Genomic DNA, 21,230 nt, shown 5'->3' with positions numbered 1-21,230 from the left:
ATCCGCCGGCGCCCCGGTCACTCCTCGACGAGGACCACTTCGAGGGTGCGGGGCCCATGGACGCCTTCGACCCGGTCGAGTTCGATGTCGCTGGTGGCCGAAGGGCCCGAGATCCAGGTGAGCGGCCGTGCCGGATCGAGACGCGGGAGGGCCTGCGGCACCGAGGCGACCACCTGTTCGGGGGCCCGTACGACACAGATGTGGTGGTCGGGGACGAGGGTGATCCGGCGGCGCCCCTGATCGGCACTGCCGTCCAGGACGAGGGTGCCGGTCTCGGCGATGGCCACCGCACAGCCGGTGACCACACTGTCCACGGCGTCGAGTTCCTGCGCGGTCGACTCCGGGGTGTCGTCCTTGCGGACCGCGGTGGACTCGGCCAGCCACGCGGCGGGCAGCCCGGCCGGCGCCAGCACCGTCGTCGCACCGCGCTCGGCGAGCAGCCGGGCGAGGAGCGCCGGCAGCCCGTCGGGCCGGGTCCGGTGGACGAGGGCGCGGTAGTCCGCGAGGTTCTCGTGGAGGAGGTCCAGCACGGCCGCCGGGTCGTCGGCGGTGTGCGTGGTGAGGTAGTCGCGTACGACCTCGGGGGCCTCCGGCGCGCCCGCCACCGCGGCACGGACGCGGGCGAGGATCTGATCGCGGGAGCTCATGCGCGGTTCTTCTTCCACCAGTCACGGAACGGTTCGGGCGGCAGTCCGGGCAGGTCGCGGCTGTCGGTCCAGGCCGCAGCGCCCGGGAGCCGCCGGGGGTGCAGCCCCCGGGTCATCGATGCCGCCTTCTCGCCCGCGGCGAGCGCCGCCGGGTGGTTGAGCACCCAGCCGGCCGCCCTCATCGCCGCCTTCTCCAGCCGGTGGCCTTTGCCGCCCTGCGCGGCGACCCGCTCGCGCAGATGGACCAGGACCTCGGGGATGTCGATGGCTACCGGACACACGTCGTAGCAGGCGCCGCAGAGCGAGGAGGCGTACGGCAGCGAGGCGTCGATCTCGCTCTGCGTGCCCCGGAGCTGGGGGCTGAGGATGGCGCCGATGGGGCCGGGGTAGACCGAGCCGTACGCGTGACCGCCCGCCCGTTCGTACACCGGGCAGACGTTGAGGCAGGCCGAGCAGCGGATGCAGCGCAGCGCCTGGCGGCCCACCTCGTCGGCCAGGGTGGCGGTACGGCCGTTGTCGAGCAGCACCAGATGGAAGTTCTGCGGGCCGTCGGCCTCGGTGGTGCCGGTCCAGGTGCTGGTGTACGGGTTCATCCGCTCGGCCGTCGACGAGCGCGGCAGGGTCTGGAGGAACACCTCCAGGTCCTGCCAGGTCGGCACGGTCTTCTCGATGCCGACCACCGAGATGAGTGTCTCGGGCAGGGTCAGGCACATCCGTCCGTTGCCCTCGGACTCGACCACGACCAGGGTGCCGGTCTCGGCGACCATGAAGTTGGCCCCGGAGATCCCCACCCGGGCCCGGAGGAACTTCTCCCGCAGATGCAGCCTGGCGGCCTCGGCCAGTTCCGCCGGGGTGTCGGTCAGCCCTTCGGGGGCCGGCCGCCCCCATTCGCTCATCGTCCGGGCGAAGATCTCCCGGATCTCGCCACGGTTGCGGTGGATCGCCGGGACCAGGATGTGGCTGGGACGGTCATCGCCCAACTGCACGATCAGCTCCGCGAGATCCGTCTCGTAGGCGGCGATCCCCTCTGCCTCCAGCGCTTCGTTGAGACCGATCTCCTGGGTCGCCATCGACTTGACCTTGACGACTTCCCGCTCTCCGGTGGCCTTCACCAGAGCGGCGACGATCCGGTTCGCCTCATCGGCGTCGGACGCCCAGTGGACGGTGCCCCCGGCGGCCGTGACCGACTCCTCCAACTGGACCAGGTGTTCGTCGAGGTGACGTAGCGTCCGGTCCTTGATCTGCTTGCCCGCCTCCCGCAGCCGCGCCCAGTCGGAGAGCTCGGAGACCGCCTTGGCGCGCTTGTCGCGGATGGTGTGGGTGGCATGCCGGAGGTTGCCGCGCAGGGTCTCGTCGCGTACGGCCTCCCTGGCCGCCTTCGGGAAGGACGGCATCCCCAGATAGGTACCGCTCATGCGTGGGGCTCCTCTTCGGTGCTCGCCAGGATCTCGGCCAGGTGGAGCGCCCGCAACGGCGCGTCCTGGCGGCGCAGAATGCCGCCGATGTGCATCAGACAGGAGTTGTCGGCCCCGCACAGCACATCCGCGCCGGTAGAGACCGCGTTGCGTACCTTGTCCTCCCCCATGGCCGCCGACACATCCGCGTTCTTCACCGCGAACGTCCCGCCGAAACCGCAGCACTCCTCGGCCCCCTCCAGTTCCCGCAGTTCGAGCCCGCGCACCGCCTGGAGGAGCCGGCGCGGCCGGTCGCCGAGTCCCAGCATCCGCAGGCCGTGGCAGGACGGGTGGTACGCCACCGTGTGCGGGAAGTACGCTCCCACGTCGACCACCTCCAGCACATCGACCAGGAACTCCGTCAGCTCGTAGGTCTTCGGCACGGAGCGGGCCGCGGCCTCGGCCAGTTCGCTCCCGCGGTGCTCCGCCGCGGCCTTGCGGCCGATACGCGGATAGTTGTCGCGGACCATCGCCGCGCAGGAACCCGACGGGGTGACGACGTAGTCGTAGCCGGCGAACTCCCGGTCGAAGCGCCGGACCAGGGGCTCGGTCTCCCGGCGGTAGCCGGTGTTGAACTGCGGCTGGCCGCAGCAGGTCTGCCCGGCGGGAAAGCCGACCTCCACCCCCAGCCGCTCCAGCAGTCTCACCACGGCGATGCCGGTCCGTGGATACAACGCGTCATTCACACACGTCACGAACAGTCCTACCCGCATGCGTCCTTCTCGGGGTCGTCCACGGCTCGGGGCCGCGGCGGTGGTGGTCGGGCGGCGGCCGGGGCGGAGGCCGGCGCCGTGTCCCCGCGCCGCCGCTCCGTCCCGCTCTCCTGCGACGAGCGGTTCGCCGTCTCGGGTACCCGGGTCAGGACGAGTGCGAGCCCCACCGTGGGGATCACTGCGGGGATCACTGCGGAGATCGCCGCGAAGATCACCGCCGAGGTCGCTGCGGAGTCCCGCACGGGTACCGAAGCCCCGGAAGCCGATGACACCGAGGATGTCAGGACGGGACGCCCTTCGACCGGAGGGGTCGGCGAGAGTCGGCCATGGAGTCTCCAGAGCAGCGGAAATTTTCCTACAGGAAAGGGAGGTCATCGGAGGTTAGCTCTGAAGCACTGCCGCACGTCAACCCTTCAACTACGCTTTTTCCGGGGCACTTGAGACGATGACACCTCCGGGGGTTCTCCCCCATCAGGATTTCCTATAGCTTTCGTCTGGCTGACATCCGATCTCTCGCGCTGAGACTTCCGCGCCGACATCGGCCGACATCTGAGGAGGCTGCCGTCATGCAGCTCATGCGCCTGGGCGATCCGGGCGGCGAACACCCCGCTGTACGCGAAGGCGGTGTGCTCTACGATCTCGGCCCGCTGACCGACGACATCGACGGGCGGTTCCTCGCCGGCGGCGGTATCGCCCGGGTGCGCGAAGCCCTCCGCACCGGGGCGCTCACCGAACTCCCGGGGGCCGCCCGGCTCCGGGTGGGCGCACCGGTGGCCCGGCCCACAGCGGTCCTCTGTGTCGGGCAGAACTACGCGGCCCACGCGGCGGAGTCGGGCAGCGAACCGCCCACCGCGCCGATCATCTTCTTCAAGCACCCCAACACCGTGGTCGGACCGTACGACGACGTCCTGATCCCGCCCGGCGCGAAGACCGTGGACTGGGAGGTGGAGCTGGCCGTCGTCATCGGACGCACCGCCCGCTACCTCGCGTCGGCGGACGCGGCGGCGGAGTGCATCGCGGGGTACGCGGTCTCCCACGACGTGTCGGAACGGACGTACCAGCTCGACGAGTCGGGCGGCCAGTGGTCGAAGGGCAAGTCCAGTGAGACCTTCAACCCGCTCGGACCATGGCTCGTACCGGCCGGTGACCTCCCCAGCGGGCCGCAGGCCCTGAACCTCCGCAGCCGGGTCAACGGCGAGCCCCGCCAGGACTCCAGCACCGCGGACATGATCTTCGGAGTGCATGAGCTGGTACGCCACCTCAGCCACTATCTGGTGCTGGAGCCGGGCGACATCATCAACACCGGAACCCCGGAGGGTGTGGCGCTCTCCGGCCGCTTTCCCTATCTCTCGGCGGGCGATGTGGTCGACCTCGAAATCGACGGGCTCGGCGCCCAGCGCCAGACGGTACGAGCGGCGGTGACCGGCTGATGCAGCGGATCGCGCAGGTGATCCGGGTCCGCCCGGAGAGGCTGGCGGACTACCGCGAGCTGCACCGGGCGGTGCCGGAGCCGGTGCTCGCCCGGCTGCGGGCGAGCCATATCGCCAACTACTCGATCCATCTTCTGGGAGACCGGCTCTTCAGCTACTTCGAGTACCACGGCGACGACCTGGTCGCGGATCTCGCCGCGATGGGACGCGACGAGGCGACCCGTCAGTGGTGGGAGCTGACGGACCCCTGCCAGGAGAAGGTGCCGGAGGCGGGCCCCGACGACTGGTGGGCGCCCATGGAGCAAGTCTTCCTCATGGAGTAGCCCAGGTGATGCCCGTGGAGTCGGCGGGCCCCGGGGCAGCATCTGCGGTGCGGCGTCGAACGCCGCGCAGCCGTCGGCGGCGGAGCTGGATCAGGGGGCCTGGTAGGCGTCGGTCCCGGCCTGCGGGCCTGCCGGGCGGGTCGGCCCCGGGGTGCCGCTGGTCTCCCAGGCGCCGATGCCGTAGGAGACGGCGACCGCGATCAGGACGATCACGCCGAACACCAGGATCGGCCTGAACCGGTCGGCCGCCGGGCCGCTCCGGCGCCTGCGGATACGGGCCGGGCCCCCCGGCCCCGGTATCGCCCGGGTGAGTCTTCGCTTCCAGTACACCAGACGGTAGTAGTGCTTGAGCACCGTCGCCCCCTCCTTGATCAGTGCCACGCCGTGGACACCGTACAAGGCAGCAGTGACAGTGCGGCCTGCCTGCCCTGCGCCGCACCGGAGACGGCAACAGCCTCTGCCCGGTGGCGAGTTAAGAGCCGGTGACGCACGGCTCGTACGACGGGTCGGGAGGCGGGGCGCCGTGCCAGGTGTGCCAGAGTCCGGCGTACGCGCCGCCCGCGGTGACCAGTTCCTCGTGGGTGCCGAGTTCGGCGAGCCTGCCGTCCGCCATGACGGCGACCCGGTCGGCGTCGTGCGCGGTGTGCAGCCGGTGTGCGATGGCGATCACCGTGCGGCCTTCGAGTACCGCGGCCAGCGCACGCTCGGTGTGGCGTGCCGTCGCCGGATCGAGCAGGGCGGTCGCCTCGTCGAGGATGAGTGTGTGCGGGTCGGCCAGCACTACCCGGGCGAGGGCCAGTTGCTGCGCCTGGGCGCCGTCGAGCAGTCGGCCGCCCGCTCCCAGCTCGGTCGCCAGCCCGTCGGGGAGCGCGGACACCCACTCGGCGCCGACCGCAGTCAGCGCGCCGGTCAGTTCGGTGTCGGCCGCACCCGGTGCGGCGATCAGCAGATTGTCCCGCACCGTGCCGAGGAAGACATGGTGTTCCTGGGTGACCAGGACGACCTGGCTGCGCAGATGTCCGGGCGGCTGATGCGCGAGCGGCACCCCGCCCACCGTGACTGTGCCCGTGCGCGGGGCGTCAATGCCCGCCAGCAGCCGCCCCAGCGTGGACTTTCCGGCTCCGGAGGGTCCGACGACCGCCAGCCGCTCACCCGGCCGTACGGTCAGATCGACCCCGTGCAGCACATCGGGGCCGCCCTCGTACGCGTAGTGGACCCCTGTCACCTCGATCCGGTCGTCCGCCGGCACGCCGCCCGCCCAGGCCGGGGCGGGCGCCGGGGCCTGCGCCACCCCTTCGACCCGGGCGAAGGCGGCCCCGCTGCTCTGCAGTTGCTCCAACTGCTGGAGGACGGTGTCGAGCGGCGCGGAGAGCCGGCGCAGATAGAGCGCGGAGGCGACCACCGCACCCAGTGACACCACTCCCCTGTCGTGCAGCACACTCCCGAGGAGCAGCACACCGGCCACCGGCAGTACGTACGAGACGTCCACTGCGGGGAAGAGCACACTGCGCAGCCACAACGTCCGCACCCGGGAGCGGCGCCAGACACCGACCGCCTCCTCGCACGCCTCGATGCGCCGCAGCTCCAGGCCGAGCGCCTCCACGGTCCTGGCGCCGGAGGCCGTCGCCGTGAGGACCTCGATGAGCTGGGAGTACGCCGCGCCCTCGGCCAGATAGGCGGGGTGCGCCCGGCGCAGATACCAGCGCGCCGCCCACCAGATGCCCGACAGCCCGGCCACCCCGCAGCAGCCGAGCAGCGGGTTCACCGCGAAGACCGCCCCGAGGATGAACAACGCCTGGACGGTGGCGATGAGGACGTCCGGGGCCGCGTCCCGCAGAGTCGAACCGACCGTGGCGACATCGGTGGTGCCCCGGACGCCGAGGTCACCGGTGCCCGCCCGCTCCACGACCGTGGCGGGCAGGGCGAGCGCCCGGTCGGTGAACTGCTCGCGCACCCGGGCGGATGTGCGCTCGCCGAAGCGGTGGGCGAGATACCGGGCGAACCGGGTGAGCAGCAGCTCGGCCACCGCGAGGAGCAGGAGGGCCAGGGCGAGCCGGTCGACCGTACCGACACCGCCGCCCGTTGCGACCCGGTCGATGATGCGGCCCAGCAGCCACGGCCCGGCCAGCCCCGCAGCGGCGGCCAGGGCGTTGAGGACGACGACGGCGGCGAAGGCGCGCGCGTCGGCCCGGATCAGCCGCCCGGCCGCCCGCCGGACCTCGCGCTTCCCGGCGACGGGCAGCGGGGTGTTCACCGGGCCACCCCCTTCGGCCCTGCTGTGCCGGGGTCGGCGGCTGTGTCGGCGGCCCGGCTGTGCGGCAGTTCCCCGGCCGTCCCCTCGCCGTCAGGAGCCACCACTGCGGCGCCCGGGGCCACCGCGGCGCCTTCCGCGGCCGCCTCCTCGCCGGTGCTGCGCGCGACCAGCGCCCGGTAGCCGGGCTGGTCGCGCAGCAGCTCGAAGTGGCTGCCGACGGCGGCTACTTCCCCGTCCACCAGGTAGTACACGGTGTCCGCCCTCTCCAGGAACAGCGGTGACGTGGTGGTGACCAGGGTGGTGCGGCCGGCGCGGGCCGCCTTCAGCCGGGCCGCGACAGTGGCCTCGGTGTGCGCGTCGACCGCTGACGTGGGATCGACCGCCAGCAGCACTTCGGGGTCGGCCAGCAGGGTCCCGGCCAGCCTGATCCGCTGCCGCTGGCCGCCGGAGAGGTTACGGCCGAGCTCTTCGACCGGCGAATCGAGCCCGTCGGGAAGGCACGCGAGGACGTCGTCGGCGACCGCAGTGTGCAGCGCTTGCGCGAGGGCCGCCCCGTCCCGGTCCGTCCGGCCGGCGAGGCTCTCGCGCAGCGTCCCGGCGAACAGGTGGGCCTCGTTGTCCGCGACCAGGATCCGCCGCCTCAGCTGCGCCGTGGGAACCGCGTCCAGCCGTACGGATCCCCAGGTCACGTCCGATGCGGTGAAGCGCCCCAGCCGGTCGACCACCGCGACCGTGTCCGACGGCCGGGCGCTGACGAGCGCGGTCAGCAGACCGGGCGCCACCTCGGTCCCGGACACGGGATCACGCAGTACGGACGGCTGCGCGGGCGCGACGCCGCGGTGCGCGGCCGGCTCCGCGTACGGCTCGACGGCGAGGAAGCGCACCACCCGGCGGGCGGCGACCAGGCCCCGGCTGATGCCGTAGCCACCCTCGACGAAGGAGGCCACCGGCACCACGAGCACCGCCACATAGCCGTACACCGCCACCAGTTGGCCCGCAGTGATCGTCCCCTCGGCCGCCATCCGGGCGGCGAGCCAGGTGACGGCGGCGAGAAAGAGCGCGGGCAGACCGACCGCGAGCGCCTGGATCCAGCTGGTCACCCCGCCGACCCGGTACCCCTCGACGCGGAGCCGCTGCGACCCCGCGCGGTAGCGGTCGGCGTACAGCCCCTTGCCGCCGAGGCCGCCGAGCACCCGCAGCCCGCCCACCAGATCCGTGAGCAGGGCGGTGAGCTCACCCTGGCGCTCCCGGTAGACGGACTCCGTGCCCCGCAGCCGGCCGAGCAGCGGTCCGATCACCAGGGCGAGCAGCGGTACACCGAGCAGCAGGACGGCCATGAGCAGCGGCGACACGGCGTACAGCAGGGCCGCCACCACGCAGTAGGCCACCACCGCACCGACCCCGGGGCCGGTCACCGTGAGGGCCTCGCTGATGCGTGCCACATCGCTGCCGCCGATCGCGGCGACCTCACCCGCCGTCACCCGGAGCGGGAGTGCGGCGCCCAGCCGGGTGGAGTGCCGTACGACGACCCGCACGGTTCGGAAGGCGGCGTCCATCCGTACCCGGGTCATGGTGCGGTGGCGCATGATGCCGAGCCAGGCGTTGAGCACACCGATGCCGAGCAGCGCGCCGGTCCAGCGGAGCAGCGTCCCCTGGCTGCCGGGTCCGAGCCCCGCGTCGATGGCCCGGGACAGCAGATAGGGCGGCAGGGTGAGCCCCGTCGTCCACGCGGTGCCCAGCAGGGCGCCCGCGGCGATCCTGCGGCGCTGCCCGGCGACCAGCCACACCAGGTAGCGCCAGGCGCTCCGGATGTCGGGGGTGCCGGGGTCGGTCGGTTCGGCCGCCATGACCGGGACTTTACCGAGTCTGTAACTTCGCCGGGGCGCCGGGTGCGTCCGTACCGGTGCACGGGAGCCGAGCCGTCACCGCAGCCCGTTTCCCGTACCCCGGGGTGCGGGTTCCTCCGTACGGCCGCCGCGGCTCAGGGCCCGTGGTCCGGCGCGGCGGAGTGTGCCTGGTGCACGACGGCGCCGGATCTGCGCAGCGCGATGAAGGGGCGCCCCTCCTCCTGCCACTGCCCGGCCGCGGTCCAGCCGGCCGCGCGTGCGTGGCCGAGCAGTGCGCGTACGCCCACCCGGGCCCACGGGAAGTCGGCTCCGGCGCCGCCCCTGCCGTCGTCGACCCTGACCCGTACGCACTCGTCGACCTCGACCGGGGCGGCCTCGGCCAGCAACAGGCCCCGGGGGCTGGTGAGTTGGGCGGCGCGGGCGAGCAGGGCCGCCGGGTCGCCGCCGATGCCGACATTCCCGTCGATGAGCAGCGCCGTACCCCAGCGCCCCTCCCCCGGCAGCCGGTCGAAGACCGAGCGGCACAGGGCGGGCGCTCCGGCCCGTGCGGTGCGGGCGACGGCCGCGGGGCTGACGTCGACGCCGAGCGCCCGGTGGCCAAGACCGGCCAGTGCGGCGACCAGCCGGCCGGGGCCGCATCCGATGTCGAGGACGGTTCCCTCGCACCGGCCGAGCACGGACATGTCGGCGCGGTCGGCGCCCGCACACCAGCGTTCCACGTCGAGCGGGAGGAGCCAGCCGTCCGCGCGGCGCAGGAAGAGCGGGCCGCGCCCGGTGCGCAGGGCGTCGGTGTAGGGATCGGACTGCCAGCAGCGCGGCCGGGCCGGAGCGCTCACGTCCGGGCTCCGGGGCGGTGGCCGGCCGGGGCCGCCGTACCGCCGGGGAGCAAGGCAGGATCCACCGAGCCGCCGGGGACGGAGGCCGGGTCCGTGGCCGCGATGCCCGAGACGGCCGCCGCGAAGCGGCTGTGCGGAATGGCGGCGGCCACCGCCCGTACGTCGTGCGCGGTGTCGACGTCACGCAGCGCGGGCAGCTCACGGACGGTGAGCCCGGCGCCGGTCAGCCTGGCCCGCTGCGCCGCGCCGGTCCCCGGGGTCGACATGGGGACCCCGCGGATGAGTCCGGGGCGGGGTTCCGCGAGTCCGAGGGCCCAGAATCCACCGTCATCGGCGGGCCCGAACCAGGCGTCGCAGCCTTCCCAGCCGCCGGGCCCGAGCGCGGGTTCCAGCAGGGCAGGGGTGAGTTGCGGGGTGTCCATGCCGATGAGCAGAGCGGGGCCCGTACAGAGGGCGAATGCGGCGGCGAGCCGTTCGTCGAGTCCGCCGCCGCTCTGCGGTACGACCTCGATGCCGGGCGGCAGCCACGTGCCGGGCGTGCCTTCGAGCACCAGGATCCGGCGCCGGGCCGGACAGGCGAGAACCGCCGCGAGCGTGTCGCTCAGCGCGGCCTCGGCGATGTGCGCCGCCTGCTGGGGGGTGTAGGGCGGGGTGAGCCGGGTCTTGACCCGGCCGGGCCGCGGCTCCTTGGCGATGACGAGCAGCGTGGTCATCGCACCGCCGTCCCGGCGGGGGCGGAGGCGGCGGCGCGGGCGGGGGCGCCGAGAACCGAGCGCATATCGCTCACCGCCTGCCAGGTGCCCCGCCAGGTGCCGGTGACCTTCGACTTCCCGGTGCGCGGCCGGTAGGGCACGTCCTGCTCGGTGATCCGCCACCCCGCGTCGGATGCCCGTACGACCATCTCCAGCGGATAGCCGCTGCGCCGGTCGGTCAGTCCGAGGCCGAGCAGCGCCGTGCGGCGGGCGACCCGCATCGGGCCGAGGTCGCGCAGGCGCAGTCCGGTCCGGGTGTGCAGCATCCGGGAGAGCGCGTAGTTCCCCGCGCGGGCGTGCAGGGGCCAGGCGCCGCGCCCGGTGGGACGCCGGCGGCCCAGTACGAGGTCGGATTCGCCGTCCGCGACCCGGCGGGCCAGACCGGCCAGCAGCCCGGGGTCGAGCGAACCGTCGCAGTCGCAGAAGCACACCAGATCCGCTGTGGCGGCGCGCAGACCGGCATGGCAGGCGGCGCCGAAGCCGCGGCGGGCTTCGTGGACGACGGTGGCGCCGAGGTCCGCGGCGATGGCGGCCGAGCCGTCGGTCGAGCCGTTGTCGACCACCAGGGCCCGCCAGCCGTCCGGGATCCGCTCCAGGACCCGGGGCAGCGCGCCCGCTTCGTCGAGGCAGGGGAGGACGACGTCCGCCGTCAGAGGGGGCACGGGGCTCGGGGGCCGCGGGGGCGTCAGCTCGGTCACGTCCTCACCGTACGAACCGGAGGGCGCTTGAGGGCTCATCCGCTCCTTACGAAACGCGGACGTCCGTGCACGACCACCCACTCGACGGTCCGCGCGCCCCGGCCCGGTGACAGGCTGGGGGCATGCCGAACCCGCGCCCCGCTCTCTGCCCGCCCTGTGTGCTGGTCGTCGACGACGACCCGACCGTCTCCGAAGTCGTCGCCGGTTATCTGGACCGGGCGGGGTACTCGGTGGACCGCGCGGCTGACGGCCCGGCGGCCCTGGAGTGCGCGGCGCGGCGCAGCCCCGACCTGGTGGTGCTCGATCTGATGCTGCCGGGCATGGACGGTCTGGAGGTGTGCCGGGTGCTGCGGGAACGCGGCCCGGTTCCGGTGATCATGCTGACCGCGCGCGGCGACGAGGACGACCGGATCCTGGGGCTGGAAATAGGCGCGGACGACTATGTCACCAAGCCGTTCAGCCCGCGTGAGCTGGTGCTCCGCGTCGACTCGGTGCTGCGGCGCAGCCGTACGGGCGGCGACCGTCCGGGGCCGCTGCTGCGCGCCGCGGGCATCACGGTGGATCCCGCGGCCCGGCGTGCCACCAAGGACGGCCGTGAAATCGCCCTGACGCTGAGGGAGTTCGATCTGCTGGCCTATCTGGTCGGGCATCCGGGGCAGGCGTGCGGCCGGGAGCGGCTGATGCATGAGGTGTGGGGCTGGGAGTTCGGCGATCTGTCGACGGTCACGGTCCATGTGCGCCGGCTGCGCGGCAAGATCGAGGACGATCCCGCCGCACCGAGGCTGATCCGCACGGTGTGGGGGGTCGGCTACCGCTTCGAGGACGCGCCGGAGCCGCCGGGGCCCGGGGGCGGGGTTCCCGAGGCGGGCCGATACGGGCCGGACAGGCCGGATGCGGGCGGGCGGGACGCGGGCGGGCGGGACGCGAGCGGGCCCGGCGCGGGCGCAGCGCCCCGGTCCGGGTCGGGCGGGGCGGGTGCGCGGTGAAGGATGTGCTCTTCATCGCCCTGTACGCGTTCCTCGGCGCCGGTGCGGCCGGGCTGATCGGAGCGGGCGCCCTGTGGCGGCTTCGCCACCGCTCGGTCACCCTGTCGCTCACCGTCGTCTCGGCGGTCGCGGTGACCGCGATGCTGGCGGGGACACTGGTGGTGGCGAGAGCGATGTTCCTGTCGCCGCACGACCTCAAGGTCGTGACGCTGGTGGTGGCCATGGCCGCGGTGGTGTCGCTGGCGACCGCGCTGCTGCTCGGCCGCTGGGTCGTGGCGGGCAGCAGGGCGCTCACGCTGGCCGCGCGGTCCTTCGGCGACGGGGGCGACTTCGCCGAACCGGGCGGGGCGCCCACCGCCGAACTGGCCGATCTGGGACGGGAACTGGCCGCGACGAGCGAGAAGCTGGCGGTGTCGCGCCGGCGCGAGCGGGCGCTGGAGACCTCACGCCGTGAGCTGGTGGCGTGGATCTCGCACGACCTGCGGACTCCGCTCGCCGGGCTGCGGGCGATGTCGGAGGCGCTGGAGGACGGGATGGCGTCCGACCCCGAGCGTTACTTCCGGCAGATCCGCACCGAGGTGGACCGTATGAACACCATGGTCGGCGATCTCTTCGAACTGTCCCGTATCCACGCGGGCGCGCTGACGCTGGCTCCGGTGCGGATGTCCGTGTACGACCTGGTGGGCGACGCACTGGCCGGGGCGGATCCGCTGGCCCGTGAGCACGGGGTGCGGCTGGAGGGCGGCGGTGTGCAGCCCCTGCCGGTCGAGGTGGACGGCAAGGAGATGACCAGGGTGCTGGCCAATCTGCTGGTCAACGCCATCCACCGGACACCCGCCGACGGTACGGTCGCGGTCGCCGCCGAGCGGCGGGCCGGCTCCGTCGTCCTCTCGGTGACCGATGGCTGCGGCGGCATCCCGGAGGACGACCTCGCGCGGGTCTTCGACACCGGCTGGCGGGGCAGCGAGGCCCGCACACCCCCGGCGGGCGCCGGTCTCGGCCTGGCCATCGTGCGCGGCATCGTGGAGGCGCACGCCGGCCGGGCCGCGGTGCGCAACGTGACCGGCGGCTGCCGCTTCGAGGTCACCCTGCCGGCGCCCCGATAGGGCCTCGGCCGATCTTCGCGGGCCGGACAGACCCTGGCCGCCGGCGTCGGAGTACCGCCGCCCGGAGGGACGCCCGGGTCGCCCTCCGGGCGGCGGGTGTCCTGCCCGTCCCGGGTCAGTCGGTGCCGAACTCCATCGCGGCGCGGTCGAGCATCTCGTCGGCGCCCTCGGCCTTGCCGCGGGAGGCGATGACCTCGGCCCCGCCCTGCGGCATCGCGCCGATCAGACCCGTCGACGCGGCCTGGGCTGCGCCGATGAGCGTGGCGTGGGTGTTGCCGACGATGCCGAGGCCTGCGTACTGCTCCAGCTTGGCGCGGGAGTCGGCGATGTCGAGGTTCCGCATGGTGAGCTGGCCGATCCGGTCCACCGGGCCGAACGCGGAGTCCACGGTGCGCTCCATGGAGAGCTTGTCGGGGTGGTAGCTGAACGCCGGGCCCGAGGTGTCCAGGACCGAGTAGTCCTCACCGCGCCGCAGCCGCAGTGTCACCTCTCCGGTGACCGCCGCTCCCACCCAGCGCTGGAGCGACTCGCGGATCATCAGTGCCTGCGGGTCGAGCCAGCGGCCCTCGTACATGAGGCGGCCGAGGCGCCGGCCCTCGTTGTGGTACTGCGCGACGGTGTCCTCGTTGTGGATCGCGTTGACCAGGCGCTCGTACACGGCGTGCAGCAGCGCCATCCCGGGGGCCTCGTAGATGCCGCGGCTCTTGGCCTCGATCACCCGGTTCTCGATCTGGTCGGACATGCCCATGCCGTGACGGCCGCCGATGGCGTTCGCCTCCATCACCAGGTCGACCGGGGTGGCGAACCTCTTGCCGTTGATCGTCACCGGGCGGCCCTGGTCGAAGCCGATGGTCACGTCCTCGGCGGCGACCGGGACCTCGGGGTCCCAGAACCGGACCCCCATGATCGGGTCGACGGTCTCGACGCCGGTGTCGAGGTGCTCCAGGGTCTTGGCCTCGTGGGTCGCGCCCCAGATGTTGGCGTCGGTGGAGTAGGCCTTCTCGGTGCTGTCGCGGTACGGGAGGTCGTGGGCGACCAGCCACTCCGACATCTCCTTGCGGCCACCGAGCTCGGTGACGAACTCCGCGTCCAGCCACGGCTTGTAGATGCGCAGGTGGGGGTTGGCGAGCAGGCCGTAGCGGTAGAACCGCTCGATGTCGTTGCCCTTGAACGTCGAGCCGTCGCCCCAGATCTGTACGTCGTCCTCAAGCATCGCGCGGACCAGCAGGGTGCCGGTGACGGCGCGGCCGAGCGGCGTCGTGTTGAAGTAGGAGCGCCCGCCCGACCGGATGTGGAACGCACCGCAGGTGAGCGCCGCCAGGCCCTCCTCGACGAGCGCCGCACGGCAGTCGACCAGGCGCGCGATCTCGGCGCCGTACGCCAGCGCGCGGCCGGGGACCGACGCGATGTCGGGCTCGTCGTACTGGCCGATGTCGGCGGTGTAGGTGCACGGGACGGCGCCCTTGTCGCGCATCCACGCGACCGCGACGGAGGTGTCGAGGCCACCGGAGAAGGCGATACCGACGCGCTCGCCGGTCGGGAGGGAGGTAAGAACCTTAGACATAGAAAGAGTATGCGTCATAACGCATGACCATGCAAAGCGGGTGCTCCACCGCTGGTGGACGCTCCCGTGGCCGCTCCCGCGCACCCGGCACGGTGCCGGTGCGGTGTGCCAGTAGAGTGACGCCCCGTGGCAGCACGACCGTTGAACGAAATTGTCGAAGCGGGATGGGCGCAGGCGCTCGCTCCCGCAGCCGGACGGATCACGGCGATGGGCGAGTTCCTGCGCGCCGAGATCGCCGCGGGACGCACCTATCTGCCGTCGGGGGCGAACGTGCTGCGCGCGTTCCAGCAGCCGTTCGACGAGGTACGTGTCCTGATCGTCGGCCAGGATCCCTATCCGACACCGGGGCACGCCGTCGGGCTGAGCTTCTCGGTGGCGCCCGATGTACGCCCGGTGCCGGGCAGTCTGGACAACATCTTCCGCGAGATGCACACGGACCTCGGGCTGCCCCGCCCCTCCAACGGGGATCTGACCCCCTGGGCCGAGCAGGGCGTACTGCTGCTCAACAGGGCGCTGACCACGGCACCGCGCAAGCCGGCGGCCCACCGCGGCAAGGGCTGGGAGGACGTGACCGAGCAGGCCATCCGGGCGCTTGCCGCCCGGGGGAAGCCGCTGGTCTCGGTGTTGTGGGGGCGCGACGCCCGCAACCTCCGGCCGCTGCTCGGCGACCTTCCCGCGGTCGAGTCGTCCCACCCCTCCCCCATGTCGGCCGACCGTGGCTTCTTCGGTTCGCGCCCCTTCAGCCGGACCAACGACCTGCTGGTACGCCAGGGGGCCCAGCCGGTGGACTGGCGGCTGCCGTGACCTGGGTGCTGGGGGTGGACTCGGGCGGCTCCGGGCTGCGGGTGGCGCTCGCCGCCGCGGATCCGGCGCTCACCGGAACGGAAACCTCCGTCGCCTCCCGGATTCCCGTACGCACCGGCGCCCGCGGAATCGAAGCGGCTCATCTGCTGGAGCAGCTGCTGCCCATGGCCGGGGAGCTGCTCGGGCGCACGGGCGGGGCCGGGGTGTCGGCGGTGGCCATCGGGGCCGCCGGGATGGCGACGCTCGGCGACGACCTGCGCGCGGAGCTGCCGGCCGCGCTGGAGCGCGCGCTCGGGGTGCGGCGGCTGGCGCTCGCCGCCGACGCGGTGACGGCGTACGCGGGAGCGCTCGGCCAGCGGCCGGGCGCGGTGGTCGCTGCGGGCACCGGGATGATCGCGCTGGGCACCGACCTCGTGCGGTGGCGCCGGGCGGACGGCTGGGGGCATCTGCTGGGCGACTGCGGCGGCGGGGCCTGGATCGGCCGGGCCGGCCTTGAGGCCGCGATGCGCGCGTACGACGGGCGGCGGGGCGGTTCGGACGCGCTGCTCGAACGGCTGGAGGCGGTCTTCGGACCGGCCGGCGGTCTGCCGGGGCTGCTCTATCCGCGTACGGACCGGCCCGCCGTGCTCGCCTCGTTCGCCCCGGAGGTGGCCAGGTGCGCGCCGGGCGACCCGGTGGCGGCGGCGATCCTGCGGGACGCGGCCCGGCAGATCGCCGAAGCGGCCGCCGCCGTCTGCCCGGCGCCGCGGGCGGAGTCAGGCGCGGGCTGTGAAGTAGCCCTCACGGGTGGTCTGTTCAAGATGGGGGACCCGCTGCTCACCCCTGCGCGCGAGGAGCTCGCCGCCCTGCTGCCGTCTGCCAGACCCGTGCCGGCGGCGGGGGATCCGCTGGTGGGAGCGGTACGGATCGCTTCGGCGCTCGCCACCGGAGGGCTTCGACTGCCGCCGCATCCACAGCTCTTGCGTGTCGTGGCGGAACAGGATACGCGATGAGGACCAGACGCAACGGATAAAAGAGGACAGACGCCTCACGAACGCACCCTCCCCGAACAGCCGGGCCTGCAAAGCCAGTAGCATGCGGCGCCATGAGCTCCCCCAATGGGCCCGTTCCCGGCCTGCCTGTACGAATGCCGCGACCCCGCCAGACCGGACGGCACCGCCGCCCGGAACCCGCGGTGGCCCCTGAGGGCGCGCCCGCGCTGGTTCTCGCTGTTCCCGGCACACCTTCCGCCGCTGTTCGCAGCCTGGCGGAAGAGGTGATGTCGATCGCCCGTTCCGAGCTGCCGGGGCTGGACGCCCGTATCGGATATCTGGACGGCGGCGAGGACGAGTTCCCCGCCCTGGAGACGGTGCTCTCCGCCACCGCAGCCGAGCGGGTGGCGCGCTACGAGCTGGCGAAGGCCGCCGGGCGCGAGGTGGCCGAGCCGGCCGGCGCCACCGCCGTCGTGGTGCCGCTGCTGGCCGGCCCGGACGCGGCCACCGAGCGGCGGATACGGCAGGCCGTGATGGACAGCACCACCGCTGCCGAGCTGACCGAGGTGCTGGGACCGCACCCGCTGCTCGCGGAGGGGCTGCATGTGCGTCTCTCGGAGGCCGGTCTGTCCCGGGCCGACCGGGCCCGGCTGTTCACCGTCGCCACCGCGGCCGACGGCATCATCCTGGCGACGGTCGGCGGCGACGAGGCCGTGCAGGCCGCCGGGATCACCGGGATGCTGCTGGCAGCGCGGCTGGCCGTGCCGGTGATGGCCGCCGCTCTCGATGTGGACGGTTCCGTCGCCGCCATCGCCGAGCAGCTGCGGGGTTCGGGCTCGGCGCAGCTGGCGCTCGCGCCGTACCTGATCGGCCCCGAGGTCACGGACGAGCTGCTGGCGGGGGCTGCCAAGGAGGCGGACTGCGCGTCCGCCGCACCGCTCGGCGCCTACCCGGCGGTCGGCAAGCTGGTGCTGTCGAAGTACACCACCGCGCTGGGCATCTCACCGCAGCAGCCGTCCCAGGGAGCCCCGGTCGGCTGACCCGCGGCGGACGACTGCGCACAGGAAGGGGCGCGCACCGGGCAGGTGCGGGCCCCTTCCTGTTCCGCCCGGGCCGTCAGGCGAACACCACGCACGAGGCCGCGGCCACCTCCACGGAGCCGGAGCGGCCCGGGATCCCGGTCAGCGGGTCGATGTCGAACCAGGTCACATCCCCCGAGTGCTCATTGGCCGCATACAGCCGCCGCCCGCCGGGGTCCAGCGTCAGGTCGCGCGGCCACCGGCCGCCGCAGTCCACCGTGGTCACCAGTGCGGGCCTTTCCCCGCTCGCGTCGAGGGCCAGTACGGAGATGCTGTCCTGCCCCCGGTTCGCCGCCCAGACGAAGCGCCCATCGGGTGCGACGGCCACCCCTGACCCGTAGCTCTCCCCCGCGGTGCCTCCGGGCAGCAGCGCGGTCGTGCCGGCCGGCTCCAGCGTGCCGGTCGCGGCGTCCCACCGGCAGACCGTGAGGGTGGGCTCCAGCTCGTTCAGGACGTACACATGCGTTCCCGCCGGGTGGAAGGCCAGATGGCGGGGGCCGCTGCCGGGCCGCAGCGCGGTCTCCCCGTGCACCGTCAGCGCTCCCGAGTCCGGGTCCAGTGCGCAGACCCGTACGGAGTCGGTGCCGAGGTCCACACTCAGCACCCAGCGCCCGGTGGGGTCCTGTCTCACCTGGTGGGCGTGCGGGCCCTCCTGCCGGTCCTGGTGCGGCCCGCGGCCCTCGTGACGCAGTACCGAGACGGGGGCGACCAGACCGCCGTCGGCCGCGCGTACGGGCAGCACACTGACGCTCCCCGAGCTGTAGTTGGCGGTGACGACATGCCCGCCGGTGTGTACGAGGTGGGTGGGGTCGGCGCCGCCCACGGCGACCGGAGCACCGATCAGCCGGGGCAGCGCCCCGGTGACGTCGAAGGCCGCAGCCGCCCCGTCGCCGGTCTCGGAGACGGCGTACAGGACCGCGCCGCCGGGGGCGACGGCGAGGAACGAGGGGTTCGGCACGGTGTCCACCGCGCCCAGCGCGGTCAACGCCCCCGTCGCGTCCACCGAGGCGGCGACGAGCCCCGGGCCCCCTGCCGAGGTGAACGAACCGATGAATGCCCGCCCGGTGCCTGTGGTGACCACCGTGCTCCCCCTCTCCTGCCGCGCCGGTCCGTGCGTGGCCGGGCTCCGGCAGACGGTAGCAGGAGCGGTCTGGACCAATTCGGCCGCACCGCAACTCGGCCGCACTGCCGGGCTGCCGCACCGCAGCGCAGCTCAGGACAGCACGCGGTGGCGGAAGTTGCGCAGTCCGAGAGCGAGGAAGAGCGCGCAGAAACCGGCGAGCACCGGATAGATCACGTACAGGTGCATATGGGACACGTCGGTGAACCCGGCCCGCATGCCCTCGCTCATGTAGATCAGGGGGTTGACCAGTACCAGCACCTGGAGCCAGTGGAATCCGCCGACCTGTACGGGGGCCAGCCTGGTCCACTGGTAGTACGTACCGCCGAGGAAGACGAGCGGCAGCACGACGAAGCCGAACATCACCCCGATGTTCCTCGGCTCGAACGTGGTGCCCAGCAGCAGCCCGAGCGAGGTCATCGTGAGGCAGGAGAGCGGGATCAGGGTGACCACGATCCACCAGTGGATGCTGAGGTGCGGGTGGACTCCGGGGGCGTGCACGACGGCGGCGATCGGCAGCACGATGACCGCCGAGATCAGCCCCTGGGCCGACCCGGACAGCACCCTCGCGACCGCCACCAGCCAGATCGGGCACGGGGCCTGCACCCGGTCCTCGATCTCGCGGGTGAAGCCGAACTCCTGGGACATCTGGATGGCGACCGACTGGATGCCCTGGAACATGATCGCGATGGACACCACCCCGGGGACCAGGACGGTCGCGAACGCCGACTCCCCCCTGGCGCCGCCGCCCGACCCGATCCCCTGGCCGATGAGGGGGAACACGTACAGGAACACGAAGACCAGCAGGAACGGCTGCATGACGGTCCGGCCGGCGAACTCGCCGAAGTTCTTCATCAGTACGGTCAGATCGCGCTGGACCAGCGCGCTCAGCGCGGAGCGGCTCGCGGCGGCCGCCGACCGGGCCGGCCGTACGCCGATGGGGCGCCCGGATCCGCCGGCGGACGGTACGTCGCCGGGCGGTACGTCACCGGGTGGTACGTCACCGGGCGGCGGGGCGGCACTTGACGTGGCCATCAGTCCCTCAGCTCCTGTCCGGTCAGGCTGATGAAGACGGTCTCCAGAGTGCTCTCGGTGATCGAGAGGTCGACCAGTTCGAACCCGCCGGCCTCCGCGCTCGTGACGACCCTCGGCAGCAGCCGTTCGGCGCCCTTGACCTGTATCTCGACGGCTCCGTCGACCAGCCGGGTGCGGACGACTCCTTGGATGTCGCTGTTCAGCCGGGCGGCCAGGCCCTCCTGGCTGCCGCTGGTGGCGACCGTGACCACGGCGTCGGCACCGAGCCCCTGTTTGAGGGCCGCCGGTGTGTCCAGCGCGAGGATCCGGCCGTGGTCGATGATCGCCACCCGGTCGCAGAGGTGGTCGGCCTCCTCCATGTTGTGCGTGGTGAGCAGAATCGTCTGGCCCTCCGCGATCAGCCGGTCCAGCGCCTCCCAGAGTGCCAGCCTGCCCTGCGGGTCGAGACCGGCCGTCGGCTCGTCGAGGAAGAGCACGGCGGGGCGGTGGAAGATCGCACGGGCCACCATCAGACGCTGCGCCATCCCGCCGGACAGGGCGAACACCGACGACTTGGCCCAGCGGGACAGATGGAACTGTTCGAGCAGGGCGTCGGCGGTGCGGCGTGACTCCCGTCGCGCAATGCCGAACAGCAGGCCGTGGAAGTACAGGTTCTCCCACACCGTCAGCGAGCGGTCCAGGGTGTTCTGCTGGCTGACGACGGCGATGAGCTGTTTGGCGAGCGTCGGTTCGGCGACCACGTCGATGTCACCGATGTACGCGGAGCCCGCCGTCGGCACCACCCGGGCGGTCAGCATGCCGACCGTGGTGGTCTTGCCGGCCCCGTTGGGCCCCAGCAGTCCGAAGATCTCTCCCTGGCACACCCGGAGATCGATGCCGTCCACTGCCGGGGCGGCGGACTTGGCGTACGCCTTGGTGAGTCCGCCGGCGCGGATGACGGCGGCTGGGCCCTGCGGCGGGCCGCTCCGCCGGTCCGGGTCGGCGGGGCGGGTCATCGTCTCGGCAGCGAGGGGACGTGGAGTGGGTGGGCGGACTCGTCGGCGAGGGCCAGCCGCTCCTGGTCCGCCTGGTATTCGGCCTGCCCGATCCGGCCGGAGAGCAGATCTGCGGGGCGGGGCCGCCCGGCGTGTTCCGCCGGGGGCCTGCGGGTCGAGAAGTGCTGCGCGACGTAACGGCCGACGGCCGTGGCCGCGCCTGTCACCAGCTGTATGAGCTGTCTGAAAACGCTGAGGATGGCTGTGGACATACCGCGTCTCCTTCCAGGACCACCGGCCCGCGCGCCCGGGGTGGTTACGCGGGGCGGATCCACGGCGGTGTCCATGAGGGCGGCCGGCTCGCACCGGTCCGGCCGGACAGCCGCGTGCCGCCCTGAAAGTCGTGGGATCAGCCTGATGTGCCACCCCGTTGCGTCCGCTGGGCGGATGCCGCGGGAGCCTCAAGCACTGACATCTCTCATGGAACCATGCACGGCGGTCCCCGGCATCCGGCGTCGCTCCGGGCGCAGTCGGAGCCGGGTACGGCAGCCGGTCGCCGGTCGGCGGTATACGGCGGACGCCCCGGACTCTTCGCCGGGCGCATACGGCGGCCGCCCCGGCCGGGCGGTTGGCGGCC

Annotated in this window: 22 protein-coding genes; 7 read left to right on the top strand and 15 right to left on the bottom strand. The window is 73.1% G+C overall.

What is annotated here, in order from left to right; genetic code table 11:
• Positions 1–17 precede the first annotated feature (17 nt).
• The 4 genes from ACFXBC_RS27800 to ACFXBC_RS27785 are packed head-to-tail and all read right to left on the bottom strand — an operon-like array spanning position 18 to position 3,056.
• Entirely contained in the window at positions 18–647 is a 630-nt protein-coding gene (locus ACFXBC_RS27800) for a lactate utilization protein C (RefSeq protein WP_385030155.1), read from the bottom strand.
• On the bottom strand, positions 644–2,062 hold the full coding sequence (locus ACFXBC_RS27795; RefSeq protein ID WP_385030152.1) for a LutB/LldF family L-lactate oxidation iron-sulfur protein: 1,419 nt from the start codon (positions 2,060–2,062) through the stop codon (positions 644–646). The genes ACFXBC_RS27800 and ACFXBC_RS27795 overlap by 4 nt, the downstream gene beginning before the upstream one ends.
• Positions 2,059–2,814, bottom strand: coding sequence for a (Fe-S)-binding protein (locus tag ACFXBC_RS27790; RefSeq protein WP_385030149.1), 756 nt, complete (start codon positions 2,812–2,814; stop codon positions 2,059–2,061). The genes ACFXBC_RS27795 and ACFXBC_RS27790 overlap by 4 nt, the downstream gene beginning before the upstream one ends.
• Positions 2,805–3,056: a hypothetical protein gene (locus ACFXBC_RS27785; RefSeq protein ID WP_385030146.1), complete on the bottom strand. Its 252-nt coding sequence runs from the start codon at positions 3,054–3,056 to the stop codon at positions 2,805–2,807. Before ACFXBC_RS27785 ends, ACFXBC_RS27790 begins: the two co-directional genes overlap by 10 nt.
• A gap of 324 nt (positions 3,057–3,380) precedes the next feature.
• Here ACFXBC_RS27785 and ACFXBC_RS27780 point away from each other — a divergent pair, with 324 nt between their 5' ends.
• On the top strand, positions 3,381–4,244 hold the full coding sequence (locus ACFXBC_RS27780; RefSeq protein ID WP_385030143.1) for a fumarylacetoacetate hydrolase family protein: 864 nt from the start codon (positions 3,381–3,383) through the stop codon (positions 4,242–4,244).
• Complete coding sequence (locus ACFXBC_RS27775) at positions 4,244–4,567, top strand: L-rhamnose mutarotase (protein ID WP_385030140.1); 324 nt, start codon at positions 4,244–4,246, stop codon at positions 4,565–4,567. The genes ACFXBC_RS27780 and ACFXBC_RS27775 overlap by 1 nt, the downstream gene beginning before the upstream one ends.
• 90 nt (positions 4,568–4,657) lie before the next feature.
• Here the strand turns inward: ACFXBC_RS27775 and ACFXBC_RS27770 are convergent, their stop codons facing one another.
• The 6 genes from ACFXBC_RS27770 to ACFXBC_RS27745 form a co-directional block, all read right to left on the bottom strand.
• On the bottom strand, positions 4,658–4,948 hold the full coding sequence (locus tag ACFXBC_RS27770) for a hypothetical protein (RefSeq protein WP_385030137.1): 291 nt from the start codon (positions 4,946–4,948) through the stop codon (positions 4,658–4,660).
• Positions 4,949–5,039: 91 nt separating this feature from the next.
• Positions 5,040–6,821: an ABC transporter ATP-binding protein gene (locus ACFXBC_RS27765; protein WP_385030133.1), complete on the bottom strand. Its 1,782-nt coding sequence runs from the start codon at positions 6,819–6,821 to the stop codon at positions 5,040–5,042.
• Positions 6,818–8,668 (bottom strand): ABC transporter transmembrane domain-containing protein, encoded by a 1,851-nt coding sequence (locus ACFXBC_RS27760; RefSeq protein ID WP_385030128.1) that lies wholly within the window; start codon positions 8,666–8,668, stop codon positions 6,818–6,820. The genes ACFXBC_RS27765 and ACFXBC_RS27760 overlap by 4 nt, the downstream gene beginning before the upstream one ends.
• A gap of 134 nt (positions 8,669–8,802) precedes the next feature.
• Positions 8,803–9,504 carry a class I SAM-dependent methyltransferase gene (locus tag ACFXBC_RS27755; RefSeq protein WP_385030125.1) on the bottom strand — a complete coding sequence of 234 codons (702 nt, stop codon included), beginning with the start codon at positions 9,502–9,504 and terminating at the stop codon, positions 8,803–8,805.
• A complete protein-coding gene (locus ACFXBC_RS27750) occupies positions 9,501–10,217 on the bottom strand; it encodes a DUF2064 domain-containing protein (protein WP_385030122.1) in 717 nt (238 codons plus the stop codon). Before ACFXBC_RS27750 ends, ACFXBC_RS27755 begins: the two co-directional genes overlap by 4 nt.
• Positions 10,214–10,993 (bottom strand): glycosyltransferase family 2 protein, encoded by a 780-nt coding sequence (locus ACFXBC_RS27745; RefSeq protein WP_385030119.1) that lies wholly within the window; start codon positions 10,991–10,993, stop codon positions 10,214–10,216. Before ACFXBC_RS27745 ends, ACFXBC_RS27750 begins: the two co-directional genes overlap by 4 nt.
• Before the next feature lie 83 nt (positions 10,994–11,076).
• On the opposite strand from ACFXBC_RS27745, the gene ACFXBC_RS27740 reads away from it, so the two are divergent.
• Positions 11,077–11,940, top strand: coding sequence for a response regulator transcription factor (locus tag ACFXBC_RS27740; RefSeq protein ID WP_385030116.1), 864 nt, complete (start codon positions 11,077–11,079; stop codon positions 11,938–11,940).
• Complete coding sequence (locus ACFXBC_RS27735; protein ID WP_385030113.1) at positions 11,937–13,046, top strand: sensor histidine kinase; 1,110 nt, start codon at positions 11,937–11,939, stop codon at positions 13,044–13,046. The genes ACFXBC_RS27740 and ACFXBC_RS27735 overlap by 4 nt, the downstream gene beginning before the upstream one ends.
• A 115-nt stretch (positions 13,047–13,161) precedes the next feature.
• Here ACFXBC_RS27735 and argG read toward each other — a convergent pair whose 3' ends face one another.
• Positions 13,162–14,610, bottom strand: coding sequence for an argininosuccinate synthase (argG, locus tag ACFXBC_RS27730; RefSeq protein WP_385030109.1), 1,449 nt, complete (start codon positions 14,608–14,610; stop codon positions 13,162–13,164).
• Between the two features lie 126 nt (positions 14,611–14,736).
• Here argG and ACFXBC_RS27725 point away from each other — a divergent pair, with 126 nt between their 5' ends.
• The 3 genes from ACFXBC_RS27725 to ACFXBC_RS27715 all read left to right on the top strand — a co-directional run bounded on the left by ACFXBC_RS27725 (position 14,737) and on the right by ACFXBC_RS27715 (position 17,425).
• Positions 14,737–15,414 (top strand): uracil-DNA glycosylase, encoded by a 678-nt coding sequence (locus ACFXBC_RS27725; protein WP_385030106.1) that lies wholly within the window; start codon positions 14,737–14,739, stop codon positions 15,412–15,414.
• Positions 15,411–16,406 (top strand): N-acetylglucosamine kinase, encoded by a 996-nt coding sequence (locus tag ACFXBC_RS27720; RefSeq protein ID WP_385030103.1) that lies wholly within the window; start codon positions 15,411–15,413, stop codon positions 16,404–16,406. Before ACFXBC_RS27725 ends, ACFXBC_RS27720 begins: the two co-directional genes overlap by 4 nt.
• Before the next feature lie 92 nt (positions 16,407–16,498).
• Positions 16,499–17,425 (top strand): sirohydrochlorin chelatase, encoded by a 927-nt coding sequence (locus tag ACFXBC_RS27715; protein WP_385030100.1) that lies wholly within the window; start codon positions 16,499–16,501, stop codon positions 17,423–17,425.
• A gap of 76 nt (positions 17,426–17,501) precedes the next feature.
• Here the strand turns inward: ACFXBC_RS27715 and ACFXBC_RS27710 are convergent, their stop codons facing one another.
• From ACFXBC_RS27710 to ACFXBC_RS27695, 4 genes are all read right to left on the bottom strand, one after another.
• Positions 17,502–18,545 carry a lactonase family protein gene (locus ACFXBC_RS27710; protein ID WP_385030097.1) on the bottom strand — a complete coding sequence of 348 codons (1,044 nt, stop codon included), beginning with the start codon at positions 18,543–18,545 and terminating at the stop codon, positions 17,502–17,504.
• Positions 18,546–18,677: 132 nt separating this feature from the next.
• Positions 18,678–19,619 (bottom strand): ABC transporter permease, encoded by a 942-nt coding sequence (locus ACFXBC_RS27705; protein WP_385030094.1) that lies wholly within the window; start codon positions 19,617–19,619, stop codon positions 18,678–18,680.
• Positions 19,619–20,614, bottom strand: a complete 996-nt coding sequence (locus ACFXBC_RS27700) for an ATP-binding cassette domain-containing protein (protein ID WP_385030091.1) — start codon at positions 20,612–20,614, stop codon at positions 19,619–19,621. Before ACFXBC_RS27700 ends, ACFXBC_RS27705 begins: the two co-directional genes overlap by 1 nt.
• Positions 20,611–20,865 carry a hypothetical protein gene (locus ACFXBC_RS27695; RefSeq protein ID WP_385030089.1) on the bottom strand — a complete coding sequence of 85 codons (255 nt, stop codon included), beginning with the start codon at positions 20,863–20,865 and terminating at the stop codon, positions 20,611–20,613. The genes ACFXBC_RS27700 and ACFXBC_RS27695 overlap by 4 nt, the downstream gene beginning before the upstream one ends.
• Positions 20,866–21,230 lie beyond the last annotated feature (365 nt).

Origin of the sequence: Streptomyces sp. NPDC059398, assembly GCF_042751845.1 — a bacterium.
Taxonomy (GTDB): Bacteria; Actinomycetota; Actinomycetes; order Streptomycetales; family Streptomycetaceae; genus Streptomyces.
The sequence above is the reverse complement of the archived record's forward strand: the minus strand, read 5'-3'. Positions and strand labels throughout refer to the sequence as shown.

What these genes read in the sequence shown, in the direction of transcription:
- ACFXBC_RS27760 (WP_385030128.1), bottom strand. Translation starts at nt 8,668, where the DNA reads ATGGCGGCCGAACCGACCGACCCCGGCACCCCCGACATCCGGAGCGCC.
- ACFXBC_RS27795 (WP_385030152.1), bottom strand. Translation starts at nt 2,062, where the DNA reads ATGAGCGGTACCTATCTGGGGATGCCGTCCTTCCCGAAGGCGGCCAGG.
- ACFXBC_RS27775 (WP_385030140.1), top strand. Translation starts at nt 4,244, where the DNA reads ATGCAGCGGATCGCGCAGGTGATCCGGGTCCGCCCGGAGAGGCTGGCG.
- ACFXBC_RS27700 (WP_385030091.1), bottom strand. Translation starts at nt 20,614, where the DNA reads ATGACCCGCCCCGCCGACCCGGACCGGCGGAGCGGCCCGCCGCAGGGC.
- ACFXBC_RS27695 (WP_385030089.1), bottom strand. Translation starts at nt 20,865, where the DNA reads ATGTCCACAGCCATCCTCAGCGTTTTCAGACAGCTCATACAGCTGGTG.
- ACFXBC_RS27705 (WP_385030094.1), bottom strand. Translation starts at nt 19,619, where the DNA reads ATGGCCACGTCAAGTGCCGCCCCGCCGCCCGGTGACGTACCACCCGGT.
- ACFXBC_RS27780 (WP_385030143.1), top strand. Translation starts at nt 3,381, where the DNA reads ATGCAGCTCATGCGCCTGGGCGATCCGGGCGGCGAACACCCCGCTGTA.
- ACFXBC_RS27790 (WP_385030149.1), bottom strand. Translation starts at nt 2,814, where the DNA reads ATGCGGGTAGGACTGTTCGTGACGTGTGTGAATGACGCGTTGTATCCA.
- ACFXBC_RS27800 (WP_385030155.1), bottom strand. Translation starts at nt 647, where the DNA reads ATGAGCTCCCGCGATCAGATCCTCGCCCGCGTCCGTGCCGCGGTGGCG.
- argG (WP_385030109.1), bottom strand. Translation starts at nt 14,610, where the DNA reads ATGTCTAAGGTTCTTACCTCCCTCCCGACCGGCGAGCGCGTCGGTATC.
- ACFXBC_RS27745 (WP_385030119.1), bottom strand. Translation starts at nt 10,993, where the DNA reads ATGAGCCCTCAAGCGCCCTCCGGTTCGTACGGTGAGGACGTGACCGAG.
- ACFXBC_RS27715 (WP_385030100.1), top strand. Translation starts at nt 16,499, where the DNA reads ATGAGCTCCCCCAATGGGCCCGTTCCCGGCCTGCCTGTACGAATGCCG.
- ACFXBC_RS27740 (WP_385030116.1), top strand. Translation starts at nt 11,077, where the DNA reads ATGCCGAACCCGCGCCCCGCTCTCTGCCCGCCCTGTGTGCTGGTCGTC.
- ACFXBC_RS27750 (WP_385030122.1), bottom strand. Translation starts at nt 10,217, where the DNA reads ATGACCACGCTGCTCGTCATCGCCAAGGAGCCGCGGCCCGGCCGGGTC.